The organism is Parahaliea mediterranea (assembly GCF_003402235.1).
In the GTDB taxonomy this organism is placed as follows: Bacteria; Pseudomonadota; Gammaproteobacteria; order Pseudomonadales; family Halieaceae; genus Parahaliea; species Parahaliea mediterranea.
Genome location: NZ_QEWO01000001.1, coordinates 522953 through 547141 on the forward strand (window position 1 = coordinate 522953; position 24189 = coordinate 547141).

Below are 24189 nucleotides of genomic sequence, written 5' to 3' on the forward strand. Positions count from 1 at the left end.
AGAGATGGCGGGCTAAAACAGCCGTATGTTTCGGGGCGGAAACATCGGCCAGGGGACGTGTAGCATGCAACGGGGAGTCACATGCTTATTTCAACATAGCCCCCTTCTGGCAAATGGCAAGTTGTGGTGCGAAAAAAGCGCCCGGCGCGCCGCGCCGGGGCTTTTTATCAGGGCTTGAGGGCCAGCACATCGGTGTGGAGCAGCTCCAGCACCGACTCTGCCGTGTTGCCAAGCAGGCGCGCCTTGACCCCGCGCCGCCCCACTGTACCCATCACCACCAACTGCGCCCGCACACGGGCCGCCTCACTGGTAATCACCTTGGCCACCGGCCCGCGCTTGATCACAAAATCGCTGCGCGACAGGCCGTAGGCCTCGGCCAGCTCCGCCACGCGCGGGGCCATGGCCTGCTTCTGCTGCCGGGCGTGGGTGGCGGGGTCCACCAAGTCCAGCTCCGCCAGTAGCGCCGACACTTCCACGGCGCACACCAGTTTGAGACTGGCGCCGAGGGCTGCAGCCACATCACGGGCCTGTTCGATAATCGTCCGGTTCAGGCGCAGTTTGTCTTTGTTGCGGGTGCCGAGGTCGATAGCGGCCAGCACCGGCTTGGTCTGCTGCCACTTGTCGTCGGCAACAATCAGCACCGGCGCCGGGCACTCCCGCAGCAGCTGCCAGTCGCTGGGGGTATGGGTCATGCTCTCGGTGCGCCGCCCGGTTTTGACGACCATGCGGTACTTGCCGCCGGCCACGCGCCGGTTGACCCAGGCCACCAGGTCTTTGTCCCAGATGACCTTCAGGCTGACCTGCACCCCCTCGGGGCGCAGTTTGGCGATGCGCGTCTCCATTTCCTGCTCGCGCTCGTTGAGCAGGCGCTGGCGACATTCGGCGCGCTCGGCGGCGCTGACATCCAGCGCCTTGAGGGAAGTCCACACAAAGGCCACCACCTCCACCTTGCAGCCCAGTCGCCGGGCCAGCTCCAGCCCGCGGGAAGTGGCGGCGCAGCGTTTGCGGTTGTCGGCGACAATCAGAATTTTTGCCATGGCATTGCCTCGTATCCGGTTTTATTCCCGCCGGATTATAGTGACCCGCGGGGCCGCCTGAACAGGGCGCGGGGCGATTAGATGCCAGGGGCCAGCGCGGCGCGGTAGATTTTGCGGCACTGGCCACACACCCATTCCCGGCGCCAGCTACGTCAGCCGGCCATGGTCACCAGCACATCGAGCAGCAGCACGGCGTCAGCGTCAGTGGTGGCTCTGCTCGCGGTACTGTGCCGGAGCCTGGCCCGTCCAGCGCTTGAAGGCGCGGGAGAAGGTGCTGGGCTCGGAAAAGCCCAGCAGGTAGGCAGTCTCCACCACCGAGCGGCCGGGGCTGCGCAGGTATTTGCGCGCCAGTTGCAGGCGGGTGTCCTGTAGCAGGTCCATGAAGCTGGTGCCCTCCTCCTTCAGCTTGCGCTGCAGGGTGCGGTTGCTGAGATGCAAGGCGTCGGCAATCTGCCGCTGGCTGGGCGGCCCGTCCGGCAGGCGCTCGATAATGCGGCCCACCACGTCGCGGCTGGTGCTGTGGTTGAAGAAACTGTCCAGATAGGCCTGGCTGTGCTCATCGTTGACCCGCGCCAGCCCCGGGTCGCCGGTCACCAGGGGCTCTTCGATGTCCGAACGCGACCAGCTAAGGCAATTCTCCGACTCACCAAAACTCACCGGCGCGGCGAACTGGTACTCCCAGCGCTGGCTGTCAGTCGGCGGCGGGCGCACCATCTGCACCGACACCGGTGCCAAGTATTCGCCCATGGTCAGGCGGCACATACGCACAATCACCGCCAGCCCAAAGTCCACCGCACAGGGAATCATATCCCCCAGCCCCAGCGCGTGGTGGCTGTAAAGGCGCACTAGCTCTTCATCTTCCTCAAGCCGGAGGTCGGACCCGGTGGTCAGCAGCTGACTGAAGCGAATCATGCGGCGCAGGCCATCGTAAACGGTGTCGCTGGCGAGCCAGGCCAGGCCCAGGCTGCGCAGCACCTGGGGCTGCAGTTGCAGGGCGGCAAACAGCCCGAAGGCCTCATCGCCAGTGAGGGCGACCCCGCGCTGCAACAGCCGCTGCATGTCCGCCTCGGGCAAGCGCCATTCCGGATTGGCCACCCGCGCCGGATCCAGCCCGATGTCGGCCATCACCTGCAGCGGGTCTTCCCCGCGCAGGCGCAGGGCCGTCGCCACCGGCAAAATGAAGGCCCCCATCACCGAGGCGTTCTGCTGTGCGTCCCCTACCATGCCGCAATCCGTGTGCGTGTTGTTGTGCTGCCATCGAACCTGCCGTGCCTGCCAGACTATCGCAGGCGCAGCCGGAGCAACAGGGCCAAGGGACGGGGTACGGGCTCAGGTATAAAACCAGTACGCCACGGCGATGGCGGCGCTGATACCCGCCGCATCTGCCACCAGCCCACAGGCCAGGGCATGACGGGCGTGGCGAATGCCCACTGAGCCAAAGTACACCGCCAGCACATAGAAGGTGGTTTCGGTGGAGCCCTGCATGGTGGCCGCAAGCCGGCCCTGGAAGGAATCCACCCCGAAGGTGTTCATGGTGTCGATCATCATGGCCCGGGCGCCGGAGCCGGACAGGGGCTTCATCAGTGCCGTGGGCATGGCGTCTACCCAGCGGGTGTCCCAGCCAAACAGCGCCACCCCCTGGCGCAGGCCGTCCATCAGCAAGTCCAGGGCGCCGCTGGAGCGAAAGCAGCCAATGGCCACCAGCATGGCCAGCAGGTAGGGGATGATGCCGATGGCGGTTTCAAAACCCTGCTTGGCGCCTTCGATGAAGGTCTCGTACACGTTCACCGCCTTGCGGTGGGCGGCCAGCAAAAACAGCACAATCAGGCTGAAGATCAGGAAGTTGCTGAGCAGGCTGGACTGGCGCTGCAACTCGTCGGCACCCAGCGTACCCAGCCACGCCACCAGCGCCAGCAAGCTGGCAAAGGCCAGCCCGAGGCTGCCCAGCACGACGGTGTCGCGCAAGTCGATCTTCTGCACCCAGGCCGTTACCAGCAGGCCCGCCAGGGTGGAGCACGATGTGGCAATCAGAATGGGCAAAAAGACCGCCGCCGGGTCCTCCGCTCCCATCTGGGCGCGGTACAGCAACACCGCCACCGGGAACAGGGTGACGGATGAAGTGTTGAGCACCAGGAACAGCACCTGGGCGTTGCTGGCCACCGCCGGCGTCGGGTTCAGGCTCTGAAGGTCCTTCATTGCCTTGATGCCAAGGGGCGTGGCGGCGTTGTCCAGGCCCAGCACATTGGCAGACAGGTTCAGGGTCATGGAGGAAATGGCCGGGTGCCCCGCCGGCACCTCTGGCATCAGGCGGCGAAACAGCGGCGACAGCAGACGCGCCAGTTTGTCGACAAGGCCGCTGGCCTCGCCCAGCGCCACCACCCCCAGCCACAGTGCCATCAGGCCGATGAGCCCGATAGCCAGCTCTACCGACAGCGAGGCCATGTCGAACAAGCTCGACACCATGCGCTGGAAGACCTCGGAATCGCCCTGCCCCAGCCACTGGTAGAGCGCACTGGCAAAGGCCAGCAGGAAAAAGCCAAGCCAGATACGGTGCAGCATCAGCCGCCCTGTTCAGTGATGAAGCGGGCCACCCGCGCCGCCGTGGCCGCCGGGTGTTCGATGGGGAACAGGTGGCCGCCGGGGCAGGTTTCGAGCTGGGCGCCGCGCTGCAGCCGCTGCCAGCGGCGCAAGGCGGCGGGGCTCAGAATATCCGACGCCTCACCGCGTAGCCCCAGGGTGGGCAGGCGCAGGCGCAGCAGGCGCGGCCACACCAGCGGGACCGAAGCGTACACCGCCGCCTCCCAGGCCGGCGACCAGGCCAGTTCCACGCCGGGGCCCGCCGGCTCACCGGTGTCTTGCAGCGCATTTTGGCCGCTGTCGCCCGGCCGCGTACCCGCGCGCACATAGTCCCACAGGGATTCGTCACTCATGCGGGCAAAGGGGCGCTTGGCGCGGTGGAAATCAAAGGCCGCCTGGGCATCGCTGAAGCGGCTCGGGCGCAACAGGGTCTTGCGTACCAGTGGCATCCGCCGCATGGCACTGTCCGGCGTGAGGGCCATGCCAATGGCCTGCCGCGCGGGTAAAAACACCGGGTCCAGCAGGATAAGCCCGCGAAACAGCTGCGGACGCTTCACCGCCGCCATCATCGACACCACTGCCCCCAGCGAATGTCCCATCATCCACACCGGCTCAGCACCGCCGGCGGCTCTGTCCGTTAGGGTATCGGCCAAATCCTCCGCAAACTGGCGCCAGTTGGCCCGCGCTGGCGCAGGCTGCGCCTGGCGCCCCTGCCACAGGGGGCTGTGGCGGTAGCCAATCACCTCGCAGTGGGCGGTCAAAGGCTCCAGCAGCTGGCGGTAGGCGCCGGGGGGATAACCGTTGGCGTGGGCAAAGACCAGGGTAGAGCCCCGGCCGCCAAAAGATTCCAGGCGGTCTTTCATCCGCGGGTTGACTCCTGATCCTGAGAAAGCGGACAGCCTAATGCAATGTCGCCGCGGGCAAAAGCTTGCGAAGCCGCCAGCCGGGCGTGTACTGTATATCCATCCAGCACCAGACCGCCAACTACCCCATCGCCATGGCCAACGAGCATCCCGGGGCGCTGCGGCCCCGCAAGGGCCGCGGGGCCCTCAGCAACCACAGCTCCCGCTACCTCGCCACCCACAGCGAATGGGACGCCGGCGAAGATGGCATCGAGGGCGCAAGCCCTGTCACCGAGTGCCGCGCGGTGCAGGCGCGCAGTGTCATTGCCCGCAACCGCTCGCCGGACATTCCCTTTGCCCAGTCGATCAACCCCTACCAGGGCTGCGAGCACGGCTGTATTTACTGCTACGCCCGCCCCACCCACGCCTACCTCGACTTATCGCCGGGGCTGGATTTTGAAACCCGGCTGACCTACAAGGCCAATGCCGCCGAGCAGCTGCGCCGGGAACTGGCCCGCCCGGGCTATCGCTGCGCCACCATTACCCTGGGGGCCAACACCGACCCCTACCAGCCGGTGGAGCGCGAGCACCGCATTACCCGGCAGATTCTGGAAGTGCTGCGCGACTGCCGTCACCCTGTGGCCATTATCACCAAGGGCGCGCTGGTAACCCGGGACATCGATATTCTCGCCGACATGGCCGCCGAGGGCCTGGCCTCTGTCGCTGTCAGCCTGACCACCCTGGATGACACCCTCAAGCGGCAGCTGGAACCGCGCGCGCCCTCGGCCCGGGCGCGGCTGCGGGCGATGGCGGAACTGAGCGCCGCCGGCGTGCCGGTGAATGTGCTGTTTGCACCGGTGATTCCCGCGCTCAACGACAGCGAAATGGAACATCTGCTGGAAGCCGCCCGCGCGGCCGGTGCCGAGCGCGCTGCCTACATTCTGCTGCGCCTGCCGCTGGAGGTGCGCGATCTGTTCTTCGAGTGGCTGCACCAGCATTACCCGCAGCGGGCCAGTCACGTCATCAGCCTGCTGCGCCAGTGCCGCGACGGCGCCGACAACGACAGCCGCTTCGGACACCGCATGCGCGGCAGCGGTGTGTTCGCCGAGCTGCTGTCGCAGCGCTTCCGCTTGTCCTGCAAAAAGCTGGGCCTTACCATGGGCGAAACCTTCGCCGCGCGCTGTGACCTGTTCACGCCACCGCAGGTTGCGCCGGCTTCGCGCCGGCCCGCCAGCGATAGCAGCGCCCAGGGCGAACTGTTCGACTGAAACACCAATGGCCGGCGCGCCTGGCGCCGCCGGCATGCGCTTTCCCCAATGGAGTCCCCGGCATGAAAACACGCGCCGCCGTTGCCTTTAAGGCTGGCACCCCCCTGGAAGTGGTCGACGTTGACCTGGAAGGCCCCCGCGCCGGCGAAGTGCTGGTGGAGATGATGGCCACCGGTATCTGCCACACAGACGCCTTTACCCTTTCCGGCGACGACCCCGAGGGTGCCTTTCCCGCCATTCTCGGCCACGAGGGCGCGGGCATTGTGCGCGAAGTGGGCGCCGGGGTGACCTCGCTCAAACCCGGCGATCACGTTATCCCCCTGTACACACCCGAGTGCCGGCAGTGCAACTTTTGCCTGCATCCCAAAACCAACCTGTGCCAGGCCATTCGCGAAACCCAGGGCCAGGGCGTCATGCCCGACGGCAGCAGCCGCTTTTCGCTGGATGGCAAGCCGATCCTGCACTACATGGGCTGTTCCACCTTCGCCAACTTTACGGTGCTGCCCGAGATTGCCCTGGCCAAGGTGCGCGAAGACGCGCCCTTCGACAAAATCTGCTACATCGGCTGCGGCGTTACCACCGGCATTGGCGCCGTGGTGTACAGCGCCAAGGTGGAGCCGGGCAGCAATGTGGTGGTGTTTGGCCTTGGCGGCATCGGCCTGAATGTGATCCAGGGCGCGCGTATGGTGGGCGCCGGCAAGATCATCGGGGTAGACCTCAACCCCGGCAAGCGCGCGCTGGCGGAGCAGTTTGGCATGACCCACTTCATCAACCCCAGCGAAGTGGACAACGTGGTGGAAGCCATCCAGGACCTGACCGGCGGCGGCGCTGATTACAGCTTCGAGTGCATCGGCAATGTCAACGTCATGCGCCAGGCCCTGGAGTGCTGCCACAAGGGCTGGGGCGAGTCCTACATCATTGGCGTGGCGGGCGCCGGCCAGGAGATCAGCACCCGCCCCTTCCAACTGGTCACCGGCCGCTCCTGGAAGGGCGTGGCCTTCGGTGGCGCCCGCGGGCGCACCGATGTGCCCACCATTGTGGACTGGTACATGGACGGCAAGATCAACATCGATGACCTGATCACCCACACCCTGTCGCTGGATGACATCAACCAGGGCTTCGACCTGATGCACCGGGGCGAGAGTATCCGCTCGGTTGTGTTGTACTGAAAAAGGAATGACTGTGGAAACCATCGCCAGCCAGCGCTGCTTTGAGGGCGAGCAACTGCGCCTGAAACACCGCGCCGACAGCCTCGACTGCGACATGCACTTCTCCCTCTACCTGCCCCCGGCGGCGCGCGGCGGCGAGGTACCCCTGCTGTACTGGCTGTCGGGGCTGACCTGCACCGACGAAAACTTTGTGCAGAAGGCCGGCGCGCAGCGCTACGCCGCCGAGCACGGGGTGGCCATTGTCGCCCCGGACACCAGCCCCCGGGGCGATGACGTACCCGACGACCCGGAGGGCGCCTGGGACTTCGGCTACGGCGCGGGCTTTTACGTGAACGCCACCGAAGCCCCCTGGGACCGGCACTACCGCATGTACGACTACATCACCGAGGAACTGCCGATCCTGCTGGCAGAGCACTTTGCGGTAGACACCGGGCGCGCCTCCATCTTCGGCCACTCCATGGGTGGCCACGGGGCCCTGGTGATTGCCCTGCGCAACCCCGCCCGCTACCAGTCGGTATCGGCCTTCGCCCCCATCGTGGCGCCCAGCCAGTGCCCCTGGGGCGAAAAGGCCCTGGGTCGCTACCTGGGCGAGGATCGGGAGAGCTGGAAGAACTACGACGCCTGCGCCCTGATTGAGGCCGGCGCCCTGCAACTGCCGCTGCTGGTGGACCAGGGCGAGGCGGACAACTTCCTCGAAGAGCAATTGAAAACCCCGCTGCTGGAGGCCGCCTGCCAGGCCACCGGCTACGAGGCCACTATTCGCCGCCAGAGCGGCTACGACCACAGCTACTTTTTTATCAGCAGCTTCATCGGCAGCCACATTGCCTTCCACGCACGGGCACTGGAACAGTCCCTGGCTGAAGACTGAGCCTTATGTCCGGTACCGCCCCCTCCGGCCTGCGCCCGGCGGCCTTTCTGCTGCTGATGGTGCTGGTGGCACTGAACCTGCGCCCGGCCCTGTCATCGCTGGCCCCCCTGCTGACCCGCCTGCAGAGCGACCTGCAGCTGTCGCCGGCGGCGGTGGGCGCCCTCACCACAGTGCCGGTGCTGTGCCTGGGCCTGTTTGCGCCCCTGGCGCCGCGCCTGGCCCACCGCCTTGGCATCGAGCGCGCCCTGTCCTGCGCCCTGCTCCTGCTGGGAGCGGCCCTGTTGCTGCGCGCCCAGCACCTGCTGCCGGCGCTGTTTGGCGGCACTGTGCTGGCCGGCGCCGCCATTGGCATTGGCGGCACGCTGCTGCCGGTGCTGGTGAAGCGCGAAATGCCCGAGCGCGCCGACCTGCTCACCGGGGTGTACACCATGGCCCTGTGCCTGGGCGGCGCCCTGGGAGCTGGCCTCAGTGTGCCGCTGGCCAACTGGCTGGGAGGCTGGGTGCCGGCCATCGCCTTCTGGGCGGCGCCGGCCGTGCTGGCGCTGGTGGCCTGGCGGCTGCTGATCCCCCACCCCTGGCCCCAGCGCGCGCCGGGCAGCCGGCGCGTCAAGCACCCAGGCCTTGGGCGCAATGCGCTGGCCTGGCAGGTTACGCTGCTGATGGGCAGCCAGTCGTCCATGGCCTACATCGTGTTTGGCTGGCTGCCGGTGCTGCTGCAAAAGCGCGGCATCAACGAGGCGGAGGCCGGCCTGTTGGTGGGCTTTTCGGTGCTGATGCAACTGGGGTCTGCCCTAGCGGCGCCCTGGCTGGCCCGCCTGGGGCGCGACCAGCGCCCGGCCCTGCTGGGGCTGTTATTCCTGAGCGGCGCCGGGCTGGTGCTGGCCCTGCTGGGCCCGGCGCAGTGGCGCTGGAGTGCCATGGTGCTGCTGGGGCTGGGCCAGGGCGGCACCTTCAGCCTGGCCCTGACCCTGCTGGTGCTGCGCAGCGCCACCCCGGACATTGCCGGCCAGCTCTCGGGCATGGCCCAGGGCCTGGGCTACTGCATTGCCGCCCTCGGCCCCTTTGCCGTGGGCCTGCTGCTGGACTGGCAGGTGGGCCTGGATGGCATCACCGCCCTGCTGGTCACCATCCTGTGCGCCGCGGCCCTGTTTGCCGTGCTCGCCGGGCGGCGACTGCAACTGCATGTGGATGCGCACAGCGGCGACATCGTCACCTGCCCCCAACCCGGCAACCGCTGACCCACCACGTACTGCGCTGGCAGGCCACGCCCGGCGCAGGCAGATAAGCTCACCCGCGGGGCAACCCCTTGAACCGCGCCGGTCGAGCCCGGCGCGGCAATCACCTACAGTGAATGAGGGCGCGCGGCAGTGTATTCGGTGCTCTCCCACGCGCGCACATACTGAGCCCGGCTCATCAACATCCATCGGCTATAGCATTGACTGGCACCATTGACCATCACCAATGACTAGCACCAATGACTAACACCAATGACCAAGGAGACCGCCCATGTCGGAACTGCAGGCCCTGCAGGCTGAAATCCGCGAACTGAAGGATCGCCAGGCCATCCTCGAACTCAAGCACCGCTATCTCGATGCCTGCGACGCCAAGCGCCCGGCGGAGGTGCTCGACTGCTTTGCCGAGGGTGAGGTGGATATCAACTTTGGCCATATCGGGCAGTTTCAGCGGCGGGAAGATTTTGTGGCGGTGTTCGAGGAACTCGGCTGCCACGACCACATCGTGGATTTGCACCACGCCCAGAACCCGGTGATCACCTTTACCGGGCCGGACAGCGCCGAAGGCCGCGTGGGGCTGCATTTTCACAGCCTGAATACCCGCGACAAAACCGCCTTCCAGCTAGCGGGCCAGTACCGCGATGCCTACCAGCGCATCGACGGCCAGTGGCGCATTGTGCGCAGCCACTTCAAGCCCCACTGGGTACAGATGCGCGACTTCTCCGGCGACGCGGATGTGGTGACCTACGCCGGCAACGCCATGCCGGGCTGAACCCGGCGAGGCTCAGTAGCACACCAGGCGGAGGCTGAGTTCCAGCCACTGCCAGGTGAGCTGCCAGTGTTCCTGTGCCGGCAGATAGTGAAGCGCCCAGCCGGGCACATCCACCCACACAGCCATTGTTATCCCTACCTGCATTCCCCACTCTCCCGGGGGAGCTCCCTGTTGTTGTGTGCCCTGCAACAGGCCAGGGGCCGTTGCCGGGGCACACTCCCGCCCTGCCCTCTTGGTGGGGCGGTATGGATTTATTGTTGGTGGTGCTGTGAAAACGGCGCCCGCGGGCGCCGTTTTAGGGTCAGTTACAGCCGGGAAAACTCCCGGTTGAGTTCGTACTGGCGCGACGTCACGTAGGACTCCATGTCCTCCACCCGCTTCAGGGCGGCGTCCAGGCGCTCCCGGGCGCGCTGCAGGCGCACGTTGCTGGGCTCTGTGTACTGGAAGACCTTGCGCGGCCGGTAGTGCTGGTAGCGCTCGTCGTACTCCATTTCCAGATCCGGGTCGTCGGCGGGGTCATCGGCGTAGGCGGCGTCCTGTCCCCAGCGGCCACTGGGGCGCGGCGACAGCAGCAGCCAGGCGCCGAGGTAAACCCACAGGGCCAGGGTGCCGGTGAAGATAAAGGCCCCCACCCACAGCAGGCGCACCACCCAGTGGGCCACGTCCCAGTGGTCGGCAAGGCCGGCGGCCACGCCTGCGATTTTGCCGCGGCGGGTGTTGCGGTACAGGTTCATACCCCAGCCACTGCGCTTGCGCGAACCAATGGTGCGCTGGCAGCGGCGCGTCCCGTCGCTAAAGCTGTGCTGGCGAGAGCGATAGTGATGTCGTGTCATGGCCTACTCCTTGTGCCGCGACTCGCGGCCGGTCTGCGTGCGCCAGTCGGAATGCTCCGCATCCAGGATGGATTCCAGCGCCGTGATTCGGTCGGTCAGTTTGTCCACTGTCTCCAGCAGCTGCTCCACAGATTCCCGGTCGTCCTCGCTGAGGCCGCGGGTGGACCGATTCACGCTGCGGTAGTGCATGATCAGCCAGAGCGGCGCCACGATCACCAGAAACAGGATCGTGGGCACAAACATGAAATTCCAGAATTGCATTGTTGTCTTCCCTGGGCAGGCAGGCCGTCAGGCCATGCTGCCATTGTCCTTGAAAATCGCCAAGCGGCGGACCTTAGTCGGCGTTGCCGGTGGCTGTTGTGGCGGTGGAGGTAGCTGACGGCGCTGCGGCCGGCTTCGCCGCGGGCTCGCCGCCGCCCAGTTCGCCCTTCAGGCGCGCCAGCTCATCGTTGATGCGCTCGTCCTCGGCCAGGGCGTCGATCTCCGCCGCCAGATCCGGCGGCACTTCGCGGCCCAGGTCCATGGATTCCAGCTGGCTTTCCAGGTTGTCCATGCGGCGCTCGAAGTGGTCGAAGCGGCTGAAGGCATCATCCAGGGCCTCGCGCTGCATCTGGCGCTTCACCTTGATGCGCGACTCCACCGTCTGGCTGCGCATGATCATCGCCTTCTGGCGGGCCTTGGCGTCGCTGAGCTTCTGCTGCAGCTGCGACACCTCGTCGCCAAGCTGTGCAATGTGCTCGTCCAGCGCCTTCAGCTCCGCCTCGACCACCGCCACCTCGTCAACAATGGCGTGTTTTTCCTGCAGGGCGGCCCGGGCCAGGTCTTCCCGGCCCTTGGAAATGGCCAGCTTGGCCTTAGCTTCCCAGGTGTCGGCCTCGGCCTGCACCTGCTCCAGCCGGCGGGCGGCGGCCTTGCGATCCGCCAGCACCCGGGCGGAGGAGCTGCGTACCTCCACCAGGGTGTCCTCCATCTCCTGAATGATCAGGCGGATCATTTTCTGCGGGTCCTCGGCGGAATCCAGCAGCGAGTTGAGGTTGGAATTAATGATGTCGGTCATACGGGAAAAAATACCCATCGTCATGCTCCTTAATCGTGTGTCCGCTCAGGCGCGGTACTCAGTGTCAAATTCGGTGGTGCGGGCCAGCGAGCGGGACAGAGGGCGGCACAGCCAGTACACCCCCTCCATCACCAGGCCCATCTGTAAAAGGGTCCAAAGGGCCGCCTTCCAGCCGGCCAGCGCGGCGGCGATGGCGCTCACCGCCAGCAGCGCGGTGTAGATAAGGCAGCGTTCCTCCCTGGATTTCACGATGACAGTTCCTTGTGTGGGTTGGCGTTGCGCCCCCGGCGCAGCTGGTGCAGGTATTACAGGAAGCGTGCCAACCAAGTCGATTTCCTTTTATTTTCAGTAACTTGAATGAATTTCCTGATCAGTAACTAAAAAATTGCAGCGACGCAAAAGGTGTCTCAGACCTATTTAAAGGTATATGAAACCCTATAAATCGGTGTATCTTGCCGATATGAGAAGCCCCGAAAGCATGATCGGCGATTCCGCCGCCCTCGCCCAGGCCCTGGAGCAGATCTCCCGCCTGGCGCCCATCAACCGCCCGGTGCTGGTGCTCGGGGAACGGGGCACCGGCAAAGAACTGGCTGCCGAGCGCCTGCATTTTCTGTCGGCGCGCTGGGACGCCCCCCTGCTCAAGGTGAACTGCGCGGCAATGGCCGAATCCCTGCTGGAGTCGGAGTTGTTCGGCCACGAAGCCGGCGCCTTCACCGGCGCCACCCGCGCCCACCGGGGCCGCTTTGAACGCGCCGACGGCGGCACCCTGTTCCTCGACGAGGTGGGCACCATGTCGCCGCGCCTGCAGGAAAAACTGCTGCGCCTGGTGGAGTACGGTGAGTTTGAACGCCTGGGCGGCCACCAGACCCTGCAGGTGGATGTGCGGGTAGTGGCCGCCACCCACGCCGATTTGCGGGCCATGGCCGAGGCCGGCGAGTTTCGCTACGACCTGCTGGACCGCCTCAGCTTTGATGTGGTGCACCTGCCCGCCCTGCGCCAGCGGCCGGAGGACATTCCCCTGCTGGCCGAGCACTTTGCCGTGCAGATGTCTTCGGAACTCGGCTGGGAGCTGTTTCCCGGCTTCTCGCAGGCGGCGCTTCAGGCGTTGGCCGGCCACCACTGGCCGGGCAACATTCGCGAACTGAAAAACGCGGTGGAGCGTTCCCTGCACCGCTGGGACAGCCCCGAGGTGCCGGTGGATACGATTGTTATCGACCCCTTTCGCTCGCCCTACACCGAACCCGACGCGGCCCACGGCCGCCCGCCCGGCGAGTCAACGGACAACCCAACCCTGTTTGATGCACCGGGTTCAGGCCAGCACCCATACCGGCAAACGGGCCAGCCCCTGAGCCAGCCCTTGAACCAGCACCCCGGCACGCCAGCCGCCCCCACCGACTTTGCAAGCCGGCTGGCCGGTATTGAAAAACAGCTGCTTGCGGATGCGCTGGCGGAAAACGGGCATAATCAGCGCCGCACTGCCCAAGCCCTGGGGCTGTCTTACGACCAGTTGCGCGGTATGGTGCGCAAACACCAACTGGGAGGCCGCCGGCGCCGCCGCAAACCATGACCGATTCCGCCGCTGCCCGGGCACTGGCAACCCTGCCCGGGCTGATCGACACCCTCGGCAGCGATAACTTCTGCCCGGCCCTGCTCGACTTCATTCACCAGGTAACGCCCTTCGACAGCGGGGTGATCATGGGCTACCCCGCCAACGGCGAGCTGCGGGTTGTTCACAACGCCCTGCACGCCGGCGACCAGAGCGGCTTCGGCGGCCCCTACCGCGATGGGCTTTGGCTGCTCTCGCCCCTGTACCTGAGCGCCAAGGCTGGGGTGCGCGGCTTCTTCCACATTCTCGACATTGCCCCGGATAGTTTTCAGGCCAGCCAGTACTACGCGCTGTATTACAGCTCCAACGGCGTAGTCGACCACTGCGGGTTTCTGGTGGAAACCGGCGATGGCACGCCGCTGGCCATCTCCCTGGAGCGCACCCCCGCCCTGCCCCGCTACCGCGCCGGCGAGCGCCGCGCCCTTGCGTCCATCGCCGCCACCGTGGCCGCCCTGGTACGCCAGCATTGGCCCGCCGGGCTGACCCGGGGCACCAGTGGCGACGGCGGGCTGCACACCCAGGTAGAGGCGGTGCTGCAGGCCTTTGGCAGCAGCCGCCTGACACCGCGCGAGCGCGACGTGGTGCAACGCGTATTGCGGGGCTATCCTTCCAAGGCGGTGGCGCGGGAGCTCGGCATCAGCACCCAGACCGAGCAGGTACACCGCAAGAATATCTACCAGAAGCTGGGGCTGTCTTCCCACAACGCACTGTTTTCGCTGTTCTTTGACGCCCTGGCCCAGCCGTTTCGCCCCGGCGAGGACCCCCTCGCCGGCCGCTACCCACCTACCTGACTTCAGGTATGGCCGCGCCGGAAGGTGCTCTCTATGCTAGTTTGTCAGGTGACATCGACACGTTTAACGAAAAGGATTTGCTCATGAACCTGTCACTCAGCGACGCCAGCCTCCTCAAAACCCAGGCCTATATCGACGGCCAATGGGTCGACGCCGACGACGGCAGCACCTTTGCCGTCAGCAACCCCGCCACCGGCGAGGAAATTGCCCAGGTAGCCAAGGCGGGCCAGGCCGAAACCGCCCGCGCCATCGCCGCCGCCGAGCGCGCCATGGTCGAGTGGAAGGCCCTGCCGGCCAAGTCCCGCGCGCAGATTTTGCGCAAGTGGTTCGACCTGATGATGGCCAACCAGGAAGACCTGGCCATTATCATGACCGCCGAACAGGGCAAGGTGCTGGCGGAATCCCGCGGCGAAGTGGCCTACGGCGCTGCCTTTGTCGAATGGTTTGGCGAAGAGGCCAAGCGCATTGACGGCGATGTGATTCCCGGCCCCAGCGCCGACCGCCGCATTGTCTGCATCAAGCAGCCAGTGGGCGTGGTGGCCGCCATCACCCCCTGGAACTTCCCCAACGCCATGATTGCGCGCAAGGCCGCGCCGGCGCTGGCCGCCGGTTGCAGCATTGTGATCAAGCCCGCCACCGAAACGCCCCTGTCGGCCTTCGCCATGGCGGAGCTGGCCGAGCGCGCCGGGGTGCCGGCCGGGGTTATCAACGTGCTGGCGGGCTCCTCCTCTGCCATTGGCGGCGAGATGACCGCCAACCCGGTGGTGCGCAAGCTGACCTTCACCGGCTCCACCCCGGTGGGCAAAATGCTGGAGGCCCAGTGCGCCGAAACCATGAAGAAAACCTCCATGGAACTGGGCGGCAACGCACCTTTCATTGTGTTCGATGATGCCGACCTGGATGCCGCGGTGCAGGGCGCCCTGATTTCCAAATACCGCAACGCCGGCCAGACCTGTGTGTGCTCCAACCGCATGTTCGTGCAGGACAGCGTCTACGACGCCTTTGTGGAAAAGCTGGTGAAGGCCACCGCCGAACTGGTGGTGGGCGATGGCCTGAAGGATGGCATCAGCATTGGCCCGCTGGTGAACGCCAAGGCGGTGGCCGACGTGGACGGCCTGGTGCAGGCCTCGGTGTCCGCCGGCGCCAAGGTGGCCCTGGGCGGCGCGCCCCACGAATTGGGCGGCTGTTTTTACCAGCCAACCGTACTGACAGAAGTCACCTCCGACATGGCGGTGTTCCGCAATGAAATCTTTGGCCCGGTGGCGCCGGTGGTGCGCTTCTCCAGCGAGGAAGAGGTGATCGCCATGGCCAACGACACCGAGTTCGGGCTGGCATCTTACTTCTACACCCGCGACATCGGCCGGGTGTGGCGGGTGGCAGAAGCCCTGGACTACGGCATTGTGGGTATCAACGAGGGCATTATCTCCAACGAGATGGCCCCCTTCGGTGGCGTGAAGGAGTCCGGCAGTGGCCGCGAAGGCTCCAAGTACGGCATCGACGATTATGTGGAAATCAAGTACATGCTGATGGGCGGCCTCGACCGCTGACCGGCAACACAAGGGAGTAACCATGACAGACCTGAACCTCGAACACTGGTGGCAGCCCTTCACCAATGTCCGCGCCTTCCAGAAGAACCCCCGGGTGTTCTCCCGGGCCGAGGGCAGCTTCCTGTACCGCGAAGACGGCGGCGATGTGCTGGATATCACCGCCGGCCTGTGGTGCTGCAACATCGGCCACGCCCGCCGCGAGGTGGCCGACGCGGTGCGCGACCAGCTTATGCAGCTGGACTACGCCCCGCCCTTCCAGTTTGGCACCCCGCCGGCCTTCCAGTTTGCCACCCGGCTGATGGCGCACACACCCGAGGGCATTAACCGTATCTTCTTTACCAACTCCGGCTCCGAGGCGGTGGATACGGCCTTGAAGATCGCCCACCTCTACCAGTTCGCCCGGGGCAAGGGCAGCAAAACGCGGTTTATCTCCCGCGAGCAGGGCTACCACGGGGTCAATATCGGCGGCACCTCCATGCAGGGTTTGCCCACCAACCGCCACGGCTTTCCGGTGCTGCAGGAGGTGGACTTCCTGCCCGGCATGCTCGACATCAGCCGCAACGCCTTCAGCCGCGGTTGCCCGGAACACGGCACCGAGCGCATGGCGGAGGCCTTCGAGCACATTATTGCCCTGCGCGGCGCCGACAGCATCTGCGCGGTGATCATTGAGCCCATCTCCGGCGCCGGGGGCATGGTGCCACCGCCGGTGGGCTACCTGCAGAAAGTGCGTGAGCTGTGCGATGCCCACGACATTCTGCTGATCTTCGACGAGGTGATCACTGGCTTTGGCCGCACCGGCTCGGCCTTTGCCGCCACCGAGTTCGGTGTTACCCCGGACATCATGACCAGCGCCAAGGCCATCAACGGCGGCACGGTGCCCATGGGCGGTGTGTTCGTGAAGGACAGCATCCAGCAGACGATTTTCGACAACACCCCGGACACCGTGCCGGAGTTCTTCCACGGCAACACCTACGCCGGCACCCCGGTGGCGGCAGCGGCGGGCCTGGCGGCGCTGGATATTTACGAGTCAGAGGGTCTGTTCACCTGCGCCAGCGGCGCCAGGGGCGAGCACTGGGCCAATACCCTGCACGGCCTGCGCGACCTGCCCCGGGTGATCGACATTCGCAACTACGGCCTGCTCGGCGCGGTGAGCTTTGACCCCCAGGAAATGCCGGCCAAATCCCTGGGGCCGAAGATCCACCAGCGCTGCTTTGAAAACGGCCTGCTGTGCCGGGCGGTGGGCGACCACATGGTCATGTCACCGCCCCTGTCGATCAGTGACAGCGAGATCGACCTGTTCGCCGAGCGCTTCCGCAAGAGTGTGCTGGAGGTACTGGGCTAAACCGCGGGGCACCTCACTCACGCCACCGGCTCTGCCGGCCCCGCTCCCGCAGCCGAGGGAGCCGGGGCCGATTCACAGACAGGCTATTCGCAGACAAGCTATCCATGGACCGGCTATAGGACCTGCACCGCCGCACCTGTATACTTCGGCGGCGAAATTCCCCCTCCCAGCCTCACAAAAGTCAATCGCATGATACAGATCGCAATCGTAGGCGGCGGCGCCGGCGGGCTTGAACTCGCCACTGCCCTGGGCCGCAAGCTCGGCCGCAAGGGCAAGGCCCAGGTGACCCTGATCGACCGCAACCACACCCATATCTGGAAGCCCCTGCTGCACGAGGTTGCCTCGGGCTCACTGGACGCCGAACTGGATGCGGTGAACTACCGCGTGCACGCCCACCGCAACGGTTTTGCCTTTGAACTGGGCACCCTGTGCGGCGTGGATCGGGCGCGCAAGTGCATCGAACTGGACGCCCTGGTGGACGACACCGGCGAGGAGATCCTGCCCCGGCGGGAAAAGCGCTACGACTACCTGGTGCTTGCCATTGGCAGTGTCTCCAACGACTTCAATGTCAGCGGTGTCAGTGACCACTGTATTTTTCTCGATAGCCCCGGCCAGGCGCAGGTGTTCCACCAGCGCCTGGTGGATCGCTTCATCCGCCTGGACCAGGCCCTGGAAGCCGGCCAGTCGGAACGCAAACTGCGCATTGCCATTGTCGGCGGCGGCGCCACCGGTGTGGAACTGTCGGCGGAACTGTTCAAGGCGCGGGAGTGGTTCTCCACCTACGGCCTGAAAACCATCACCCCGGAGCACCTGGAGGTATCGCTGGTGGAGGCCGGCCCGCGCCTGCTGCCGGCCCTGAACGAGCGCATTTCCTCTGGCGCCCACCGGGAGCTGCTGAAGCTGGGGGTCAAGGTACGCACGGCAACGGCGGTGGTGTCCGCCAGCCGCGACGGCCTTACCACCAAGGACGGCGAGCTGATTCGCGCCGACCTGATGGTATGGGCGGCGGGGGTCAAGGCGCCGGGCTTTCTGGCTGGCATCGACGGCCTGCAATGCAATCGCATGGGCCAGTTACTGGTGGGGCCGACCCTGGAAGTCCAGGGCGATACGACCATCTATGCCCTTGGCGACTGCGCCGGCTTTGCCATGGACGGGCCCGACGGCCAGCAGCGCTGGGTGCCACCCCGGGCCCAGTCGGCCCACCAGATGGCCGACTGCGTGGCCAAGAACCTGCGCCGGCGCCTGGCGGGCAAGCCGCAGCAGCCCTTTGTGTACAAGGATATGGGGTCGCTGGTGTCACTCAGCGAATACTCCGCCTTCGGCCGGTTGATGGGCGGGCTGGCGCGCGGCGGCATCAGCCTGGAGGGCAAGGTGGCGCGGCTGGCCTACGTCTCCCTGTACCGCATGCACCAGGGCGCCATCCACGGCTGGCCGAGGGCGCTGATGATGGCGTTCACCGACAAAATCAACCACTTCATCCGGCCGCGCTTCAAGCTTCACTGAGCGGCTTGCCGCTAGCGCGGCAGCCCTTCACTAGGCGGCCAGTCAGCCTAGCCGGCGCTGAGCCTGGGCGCTGTGGCCTCCCCTTCGTCTTTGCCCTCGCGCCCCTTATCTCCACCCGCATCCTGCTCCGCTTCCGGTGGCTCCGGCGGGGTGGCCAGCATGTCGTCATGGGCCTCCATGCGCCAGGGAAGGACGGCCGGCGAGATGTGCAGGAAGTGCAGGTGTTTTTCAAACTGGTCGAGGATGTCGGTGATAATGTCCTGCTGATCGTAGCCGAAGACATCGTAGGACTGGCCGCCACGGCGCAGGAAGACCTCGGCGCGGTAGTAGAGCCGATCCTCGTCCCCTTCGCGGGCCATTTCCGGATAGGCGAAGTCCGGCAGGCGATGCTCCAGCAGGCGGATTTCATAGATGAAGTCCACCTGATCGTCCTTGATCACCTCCAGGTAAATACGGCTGTGCTCGTCGTCGGTATGCACCTGGGCGTCCCAGCCCTCCTTGGCCAGTTCCCGCTCCACCCGCATCATCGCCTTGCGCACGGTGCTGTCCATGAAGTCGCTCACTTCCTCCCGGTCGGGGAAAGTCACCAGGGCATGCAGGCGCTCGCGCCACAGGCTGCGGCCGCTGGTGCCGGTGAGCCGCTGCTGCACATCGGTGCGCAGGCTGCGGTTGTGGTGGCCCTCGATGGTCAGTGCCCGCCACATGCCAAGTGCCGACACAATCATGATGAAGCTGAAGGGCAATGCGCTCAGGATGGTCATGGTCTGCAGGGCACTCAGGCCCCCGGCCAGTAACAGGGTGGACGCCACCACCCCTTCCGCCGATGCCCAGAACACGCGCTGCCACACCGGCGTGTGCAGGGCACCGCCAGAAGCCAGCGAATCGATCACCAGCGAGCCCGAGTCCGACGAGGTGACAAAGAAGGTGATGATCAACAGGACCGTAATAAACGACAGCACCGAGGTCAGCGGCAGGATCTCATAGAGCTTGAACAGGGCAATCGCCTGGTTGTTCTGCACCTCGGAAATCAGCACCGTGTAGCCCTCGTTCATGATTTCGTGCAGGGCGGTGCCGCCGAAGATGGAGAACCACAAAAAAGTGAACATGGAGGGCACCAGCATCACCCCCAGTACAAATTCGCGGATGGTACGGCCGCGGCTGATCTTGGCGATGAACAGGCCGACAAAGGGCGCCCAGGCGATGGTCCAGCCGAAAATGAACAGGGTCCAGTTGCCAATCCAGTCGCTGCGCGAATAGGCCTGCAGGTTAAAGGTGCGCTCGATAATGTGATTGAAGTAGCTGCCGGTGTTCTGCAAAAAAGTCTCGAGGATGTGCACAGTGGGGCCGACAGCAAACACAAAGCTCATCAGGGCGATGGCCAACACCATGTTGAGGATGGACAGGCGCTTGACGCCCTTGTCCATGCCCGCCACCACCGAAAATATAGCCAGGCAGGTAATGCTGACGATGCAGATGATCTGCACCGTGGTGCTCACCGGCACTTGCGGCCACAGGTAGTGAATGCCGGTGTTGATCTGGGTGACTGACAGGCCGAGGGTGGTGGCAATGCCAAACATGGTGCCGAGGATGGCAAACACATCCACCGCGTGCCCCCAGCCGCCGTAAATGCGCTCGCCGATCAGCGGATACAGGGCCGAGCGAATGGACAGGGGCAAACCGTGGCGAAAGGCGAAATAGGCCAGCACCAGCCCGACCAGCCCGTAGATCGCCCAGATGTGAAAGCCCCAGTGGAAAAAAGCAATCTGCATGGCCTGCTTGGCCGAACCGATGGTTTCCGCCGCGCCTTCCGGCGGCCCCGCGTAATGCAGCACCGGCTCCGCCACCCCGAAAAACAGCAGGGCTATGCCGTAGCCGGCGGAAAACAACATGGCGAACCAGGCGGGGAAGCTGTACTGCGGGTCGGCGTGGTCCGGCCCGAGTTTGATATTGCCCCAGCGGGTCATGGCGACACCGACAATGAATATCAGGAAGAACGCCACCGACAGCATGTAGAACCAGCCGAAGTTGTGGGTGATGAAAATCAGCGTTTCATCAAAGACCTTTCCAGCCAGGTCGGGGTTGCTGATGGTGCCGACCACCAGCAGCACGATCACCACAACAGCGGGAATAAAAACAGGAATGAGAACAGTGGATGATTTGACGTTATCGTTGGTTGGCATGAATCTCCCCGCAGCCGGACATAGTTGCTTACCAGCCTAGCATCTGGGCGCGGGAATTGCCCGGCGGGCGGAGGAACAACCCGCGCCACCAGGGCGCGGGTTGAGGGTTTACAGCTGGCCTGTCAGGCGAATGGTTCGCCAGCGGCGGCCTTCTCAAGCGCAATGGCGGGCGGTTCAAAGCGCTCGCCGTAGGTGGCGGCCAGTTCGCGGCAGCGGTCCACAAAGTTCTGCACACCGTAGGTGTTGACGAACTGGATGAAGCCGCCGGTCCAGGCCGGTGCACCAATGCCCATGATGGAGCCGATGTTGCCATCGTCCACGTTGCGCAGCACCCCTTCCTGCAGGCACTTCAGGGACTCAATCACCTGCCGGAACAGCATGCGGTCCTTCATGTCCTGCTCGGGAATGTGGGTGCCTTCCTGGTAGTACAGATCGAACAGGCCCGGCCAGATGCGCTTGCTGCCGTCGTCGCTGTACTCGTAAAAGCCACCGCCGTGGTGGCGGCCGCCGCGGCCGTGCTCCTCGACCATGGTGGCAACCACCTCGCGGGTTACGCTGGCGTCGGTGTGCTGATCCTCCACGCCCATCGCTTTCCAGGTCTGCTGGGCCTTGCGGGTCAGCTCCAGACTCACTTCGTCGTACACCGCCAGCGGGCCCACCGGCATGCCCACCGCCTTGCCCAGGCTGTCAATCTGCACCGGGTGGGCGCCCTCCCTCAGCATTCTCACGCCCTCGTCCAGGTAGGTGCCAAAGGTGCGGGAGGTGAAAAAGCCCAGGGAGTCGTTGACGACAATCGGCGTTTTGCGAATCTGCCTGGCGTAGTCGAAGGCCCGGGCCAGGGTTTCGTCGGAGGTCTTTTCGCCGCAGATGATTTCAATCAGCGGCATTTTGTCCACCGGCGAGAAGAAGTGAATGCCGATGAAGTTCTCCGGCTTGCTGCTGGCCTCGGCCAGTTGGGTGATCGGCAGGGTGGAGGTATTGGAGCCCCACACGCCGTCTTCGCTGAGGCAGGGCTCAGTCTCGCGGGTGATCTTGTGCTTGAGCTCGATGTTCTCGAACACGGCCTCGATGATGAGGTCGCAGCCCTTCAGGTCCGCGTTGTCGGCGCTGGGCTGGATAAGGCCCAGAATGTCCGCCTTCTGCGCCTCGCTCATTTTGCCGCGGCCGACGCGCTTGGCCAGCAGGCCCTCGGAATAGGCCTTGCCCTTTTCGGCGGCCTCCAGGGAAACATCCTTCAGCACCACCTCGATGCCCGCCATGGCAGACACATAGGCAATGCCCTGCCCCATCATGCCGGCACCCAGCACGCCAACCTTCTTCACCGCTCGTGGCTCAATGCCGTCCGGCCGGCTGGCGCCGCCGTTCAGGCGATTCATGCCAAAGAAGAAGGTGGAAATCATGTTCTTCGCCACCGGCGTGGTCACCAGGTAGGCCAGGCCACGGGATTCCACCCGCAGTGCGGTATCAAAGTCCAGCCGGGCTGCGTTAACCGCGCAGTCGAGAATTTCCTCCGGTGCCGGCAACAGGCCGCGGGTTTTCTGGCGCAGCATGGCAGGCATCACGGTGATCAGCTGGGCCACCGCCGGGTGGCTGGCATTGCCGCCGGGAATCTTGAAGCCCTTGCGGTCCCAGGGCTGCACCGCGGCGTCGGCGTTGTCCTTCTGGGACAGAATCCAGGCCTTGGCGGCCGGCACCAGCTCCTCGCGGGTGGCCACCAGTTCATCCACCAGGCCCTGCTCCTTCGCATCGGCCGCTTTCACGCGGGTGCCTTCCAGCAGATAGGGCAGCGCGGCCTGCAGGCCCAGCAGGTTGGTGAGGCGCACGACCCCACCGCCGCCAGGCAGCAGGCCCAGGCTCACTTCCGGCAGGCCGACGATCACGCCCTTGTCGTCCCAGGCCACCCGGTGGTTGCAGCACAGGCAGATCTCGTAGCCACCGCCCAGGGCGGCACCATTGATGGCCGCCACCACCGGCACAGGCAGTTTTTCCAGCCGGCGCAACTGGTCTTTGGTGTTGTGCAGCTCGTCCATGAACAGGGCTTCGTCGCCCTTTTTAGCCGCCAGCAGGTCGTTCAGGTCGCCACCGGCGAAGAACACTTTCTTGGCAGAGGCCAGCACCACACCACTCAGGCCCTCTTCGTTTTCCAGTCGTTCGATGGTTTGTGCCATCGCCTCGCGGTATTCCTGGTTCATGGCATTGACCGGGCCGGTCATGTCCATGGTCACGGTGACGATGCCGTCGGCGTCTTTCTCGTACTTGAATACACTCATTGCTTTTCCCTCTGTCTGCCGGCCGCTTACACGCGCTCAATGATGGTGGAGATACCCATGCCGCCGCCCACACACAGGGACAGCATGGCGCGCTTGAGCCCGCGGCGTTCCAGCTCGTCGAGCATGGTGGACACTAGCATGGCACCGGTGGCGCCGAGGGGGTGGCCCATGGCAATGGCGCCGCCGTTGACGTTGGTTACCTCGTGGTCAATGCCCAGGTCTTTCATGTAGCGCATGGCCACCGAGGCAAAGGCCTCGTTGATTTCCCACAGGTCGATATCGGATTTTTTCAGGCCCGCTTTCTTCAGGCATTTTTCGGCGGCGGGGCCGGGGCCGGTGAGCATGATGATGGGGTCGGTGGACAGCACCGCGGTGGCCACGATGCGCCCGCGCGGCGTGAGGCCCAGGTCCTTGCCGGCTTTCTCGCTGCCAATCAGCACGGCGGAGGAGCCGTCGACAATACCGGAGGAGTTGCCCGGCGTGTGCACGTGGTTGATGCGATCCAGGGTGGTGTACTTGGACAGGATGACATCGTCAAAGCCCATCTTGCCGGGCATTTCGAAGGACGCCTTGAGGCCGGCCAGGCCCGCAAGCGTGGTATCGGGCTTGATGAAGTCGTCCCGCTCCAGAATCACCAGGCCGTTCTTGTCCAGCACCGGGATGACGGACTTGTCGAAGTAGCCGCTGTCGCGGGCGTGGGCCGCGCGCTGCTGCGAGGCCAGCGCGTAGGCATCCACGTCGTCGCGACTCCAGCCTTCCAGGGTGGCGATGGTGTCGGCGCCAATGCCCTGGGGCACAAAACCCGTCTTCAGGCTGAAGGCCGGATCGCCCCCCATGGCACCGCCGTTGGAACCCATCGGCACCCGCGACATGCACTCGACGCCACCGGCCACCACCAGGTCCTCCCAGCCGGAGGCCACTTTCTGGGCGGCGATGTTCACCGCCTCCAGGCCAGAGGCGCAAAAGCGATCCAGCTGCACGCCGGCCACGGATTCGTCCCACTCGGCGTTCTGCACAATCATCTTGGCAATGTCGGAGCCCTGCTCGCCCACCGGGGTCACGCAGCCCATCACCACGTCGTCCACGTAGGCGGTATCCAGGTCGTGACGGCTCTGCAGGGCCCGCAGCAGGCCGGCGCCAAGGTCGACGGGTTTCACTTCGTGCAGGGAGCCGTCGCGCTTGCCCTTGCTGCGGGGCGTGCGCACGGCGTCGTAGATAAACGCGGTGTTGGACATGTTATGGCCTCTGGCGGTGATGAACAGAAACTGCGGCCACAGGCCGCAGGGGGCCACTAT

General features: G+C 65.2%; 21 protein-coding genes. 10 read left to right on the forward strand and 11 right to left on the reverse strand.

Annotated features, from left to right (window positions below):
- Positions 1-167 precede the first annotated feature (167 nt).
- The 4 genes from DDZ17_RS02260 to DDZ17_RS02275 all read right to left on the reverse strand — a co-directional run bounded on the left by DDZ17_RS02260 (position 168) and on the right by DDZ17_RS02275 (position 4477).
- Complete coding sequence (locus DDZ17_RS02260) at positions 168-1037, reverse strand: universal stress protein (RefSeq protein ID WP_116364319.1); 870 nt, start codon at positions 1035-1037, stop codon at positions 168-170.
- A gap of 201 nt (positions 1038-1238) precedes the next feature.
- A complete protein-coding gene (locus DDZ17_RS02265) occupies positions 1239-2261 on the reverse strand; it encodes an AraC family transcriptional regulator (protein WP_116364320.1) in 1023 nt (340 codons plus the stop codon).
- Positions 2262-2366: 105 nt separating this feature from the next.
- Positions 2367-3596, reverse strand: coding sequence for a nucleoside recognition domain-containing protein (locus DDZ17_RS02270; protein WP_116364321.1), 1230 nt, complete (start codon positions 3594-3596; stop codon positions 2367-2369).
- Complete coding sequence (locus DDZ17_RS02275; protein WP_116364322.1) at positions 3596-4477, reverse strand: alpha/beta fold hydrolase; 882 nt, start codon at positions 4475-4477, stop codon at positions 3596-3598. Before DDZ17_RS02275 ends, DDZ17_RS02270 begins: the two co-directional genes overlap by 1 nt.
- A gap of 65 nt (positions 4478-4542) precedes the next feature.
- On the opposite strand from DDZ17_RS02275, the gene DDZ17_RS02280 reads away from it, so the two are divergent.
- The 5 genes from DDZ17_RS02280 (at position 4543) to DDZ17_RS02300 (ending at position 9765) form a co-directional block, all read left to right on the forward strand.
- Positions 4543-5724 (forward strand): PA0069 family radical SAM protein, encoded by a 1182-nt coding sequence (locus DDZ17_RS02280; protein ID WP_206613410.1) that lies wholly within the window; start codon positions 4543-4545, stop codon positions 5722-5724.
- A gap of 62 nt (positions 5725-5786) precedes the next feature.
- Complete coding sequence (locus DDZ17_RS02285; protein WP_116364323.1) at positions 5787-6893, forward strand: S-(hydroxymethyl)glutathione dehydrogenase/class III alcohol dehydrogenase; 1107 nt, start codon at positions 5787-5789, stop codon at positions 6891-6893.
- 7 nt (positions 6894-6900) lie between these two features.
- Positions 6901-7761, forward strand: coding sequence for an S-formylglutathione hydrolase (fghA, locus tag DDZ17_RS02290; RefSeq protein WP_116364324.1), 861 nt, complete (start codon positions 6901-6903; stop codon positions 7759-7761).
- Positions 7762-7766: 5 nt separating this feature from the next.
- Positions 7767-8999: an MFS transporter gene (locus tag DDZ17_RS02295; RefSeq protein WP_206613411.1), complete on the forward strand. Its 1233-nt coding sequence runs from the start codon at positions 7767-7769 to the stop codon at positions 8997-8999.
- A 268-nt stretch (positions 9000-9267) separates the two neighbouring features.
- Positions 9268-9765: a nuclear transport factor 2 family protein gene (locus tag DDZ17_RS02300; protein ID WP_116364325.1), complete on the forward strand. Its 498-nt coding sequence runs from the start codon at positions 9268-9270 to the stop codon at positions 9763-9765.
- Positions 9766-10070: 305 nt separating this feature from the next.
- Here DDZ17_RS02300 and DDZ17_RS02305 read toward each other — a convergent pair whose 3' ends face one another.
- The 4 genes from DDZ17_RS02305 to DDZ17_RS02320 form a co-directional block, all read right to left on the reverse strand.
- Entirely contained in the window at positions 10071-10598 is a 528-nt protein-coding gene (locus tag DDZ17_RS02305; protein WP_116364326.1) for a PspC domain-containing protein, read from the reverse strand.
- A gap of 3 nt (positions 10599-10601) precedes the next feature.
- Positions 10602-10859: an envelope stress response membrane protein PspB gene (gene pspB, locus DDZ17_RS02310; protein WP_116364327.1), complete on the reverse strand. Its 258-nt coding sequence runs from the start codon at positions 10857-10859 to the stop codon at positions 10602-10604.
- Positions 10860-10932: 73 nt separating this feature from the next.
- The gene (gene pspA / locus DDZ17_RS02315; protein ID WP_116364328.1) at positions 10933-11673 is read right to left on the reverse strand and encodes a phage shock protein PspA; all 741 of its coding nucleotides are present in this window, start codon (positions 11671-11673) and stop codon (positions 10933-10935) included.
- Positions 11674-11700: 27 nt separating this feature from the next.
- Entirely contained in the window at positions 11701-11904 is a 204-nt protein-coding gene (locus tag DDZ17_RS02320; RefSeq protein WP_116364329.1) for a hypothetical protein, read from the reverse strand.
- Positions 11905-12115: 211 nt separating this feature from the next.
- Here DDZ17_RS02320 and pspF point away from each other — a divergent pair, with 211 nt between their 5' ends.
- The 5 genes from pspF (at position 12116) to DDZ17_RS02345 (ending at position 18444) form a co-directional block, all read left to right on the forward strand.
- Complete coding sequence (gene pspF, locus DDZ17_RS02325; protein WP_241505755.1) at positions 12116-13222, forward strand: phage shock protein operon transcriptional activator; 1107 nt, start codon at positions 12116-12118, stop codon at positions 13220-13222.
- A complete protein-coding gene (locus tag DDZ17_RS02330; RefSeq protein WP_116364330.1) occupies positions 13219-14052 on the forward strand; it encodes a response regulator transcription factor in 834 nt (277 codons plus the stop codon). Before pspF ends, DDZ17_RS02330 begins: the two co-directional genes overlap by 4 nt.
- A gap of 83 nt (positions 14053-14135) precedes the next feature.
- Positions 14136-15599 (forward strand): NAD-dependent succinate-semialdehyde dehydrogenase, encoded by a 1464-nt coding sequence (locus DDZ17_RS02335; protein ID WP_116364331.1) that lies wholly within the window; start codon positions 14136-14138, stop codon positions 15597-15599.
- Between the two features lie 22 nt (positions 15600-15621).
- Positions 15622-16941 (forward strand): omega-aminotransferase AptA, encoded by a 1320-nt coding sequence (gene aptA / locus DDZ17_RS02340; protein ID WP_116364332.1) that lies wholly within the window; start codon positions 15622-15624, stop codon positions 16939-16941.
- A 189-nt stretch (positions 16942-17130) separates the two neighbouring features.
- A complete protein-coding gene (locus DDZ17_RS02345; protein ID WP_116364333.1) occupies positions 17131-18444 on the forward strand; it encodes an NAD(P)/FAD-dependent oxidoreductase in 1314 nt (437 codons plus the stop codon).
- Positions 18445-18491: 47 nt separating this feature from the next.
- On the opposite strand, the gene DDZ17_RS02350 is transcribed toward DDZ17_RS02345, so the two are convergent.
- From DDZ17_RS02350 to DDZ17_RS02360, 3 genes are all read right to left on the reverse strand, one after another.
- Positions 18492-20624: a BCCT family transporter gene (locus tag DDZ17_RS02350; protein WP_116364334.1), complete on the reverse strand. Its 2133-nt coding sequence runs from the start codon at positions 20622-20624 to the stop codon at positions 18492-18494.
- Positions 20625-20746: 122 nt separating this feature from the next.
- The gene (locus DDZ17_RS02355; RefSeq protein WP_116364335.1) at positions 20747-22894 is read right to left on the reverse strand and encodes a 3-hydroxyacyl-CoA dehydrogenase NAD-binding domain-containing protein; all 2148 of its coding nucleotides are present in this window, start codon (positions 22892-22894) and stop codon (positions 20747-20749) included.
- A 26-nt stretch (positions 22895-22920) separates the two neighbouring features.
- Positions 22921-24129 (reverse strand): acetyl-CoA C-acetyltransferase, encoded by a 1209-nt coding sequence (locus DDZ17_RS02360; RefSeq protein WP_116364933.1) that lies wholly within the window; start codon positions 24127-24129, stop codon positions 22921-22923.
- Between the last annotated feature and the right edge of the window lie 60 nt (positions 24130-24189).

Excerpts from the sequence above, each read along its gene's own strand:
- DDZ17_RS02260 (WP_116364319.1), bottom strand. The coding sequence starts at position 1,037 with ATGGCAAAAATTCTGATTGTCGCCGACAACCGCAAACGCTGCGCCGCC.
- DDZ17_RS02265 (WP_116364320.1), bottom strand. The coding sequence starts at position 2,261 with ATGGTAGGGGACGCACAGCAGAACGCCTCGGTGATGGGGGCCTTCATT.
- DDZ17_RS02270 (WP_116364321.1), bottom strand. The coding sequence starts at position 3,596 with ATGCTGCACCGTATCTGGCTTGGCTTTTTCCTGCTGGCCTTTGCCAGT.
- DDZ17_RS02275 (WP_116364322.1), bottom strand. The coding sequence starts at position 4,477 with ATGAAAGACCGCCTGGAATCTTTTGGCGGCCGGGGCTCTACCCTGGTC.
- DDZ17_RS02285 (WP_116364323.1), top strand. The coding sequence starts at position 5,787 with ATGAAAACACGCGCCGCCGTTGCCTTTAAGGCTGGCACCCCCCTGGAA.
- fghA (WP_116364324.1), top strand. The coding sequence starts at position 6,901 with ATGACTGTGGAAACCATCGCCAGCCAGCGCTGCTTTGAGGGCGAGCAA.
- DDZ17_RS02295 (WP_206613411.1), top strand. The coding sequence starts at position 7,767 with ATGTCCGGTACCGCCCCCTCCGGCCTGCGCCCGGCGGCCTTTCTGCTG.
- DDZ17_RS02300 (WP_116364325.1), top strand. The coding sequence starts at position 9,268 with ATGTCGGAACTGCAGGCCCTGCAGGCTGAAATCCGCGAACTGAAGGAT.
- DDZ17_RS02305 (WP_116364326.1), bottom strand. The coding sequence starts at position 10,598 with ATGACACGACATCACTATCGCTCTCGCCAGCACAGCTTTAGCGACGGG.
- pspB (WP_116364327.1), bottom strand. The coding sequence starts at position 10,859 with ATGCAATTCTGGAATTTCATGTTTGTGCCCACGATCCTGTTTCTGGTG.
- pspA (WP_116364328.1), bottom strand. The coding sequence starts at position 11,673 with ATGGGTATTTTTTCCCGTATGACCGACATCATTAATTCCAACCTCAAC.
- pspF (WP_241505755.1), top strand. The coding sequence starts at position 12,116 with ATGAGAAGCCCCGAAAGCATGATCGGCGATTCCGCCGCCCTCGCCCAG.
- DDZ17_RS02330 (WP_116364330.1), top strand. The coding sequence starts at position 13,219 with ATGACCGATTCCGCCGCTGCCCGGGCACTGGCAACCCTGCCCGGGCTG.
- DDZ17_RS02335 (WP_116364331.1), top strand. The coding sequence starts at position 14,136 with ATGAACCTGTCACTCAGCGACGCCAGCCTCCTCAAAACCCAGGCCTAT.
- aptA (WP_116364332.1), top strand. The coding sequence starts at position 15,622 with ATGACAGACCTGAACCTCGAACACTGGTGGCAGCCCTTCACCAATGTC.
- DDZ17_RS02345 (WP_116364333.1), top strand. The coding sequence starts at position 17,131 with ATGATACAGATCGCAATCGTAGGCGGCGGCGCCGGCGGGCTTGAACTC.
- DDZ17_RS02350 (WP_116364334.1), bottom strand. The coding sequence starts at position 20,624 with ATGCCAACCAACGATAACGTCAAATCATCCACTGTTCTCATTCCTGTT.
- DDZ17_RS02355 (WP_116364335.1), bottom strand. The coding sequence starts at position 22,894 with ATGAGTGTATTCAAGTACGAGAAAGACGCCGACGGCATCGTCACCGTG.
- DDZ17_RS02360 (WP_116364933.1), bottom strand. The coding sequence starts at position 24,129 with ATGTCCAACACCGCGTTTATCTACGACGCCGTGCGCACGCCCCGCAGC.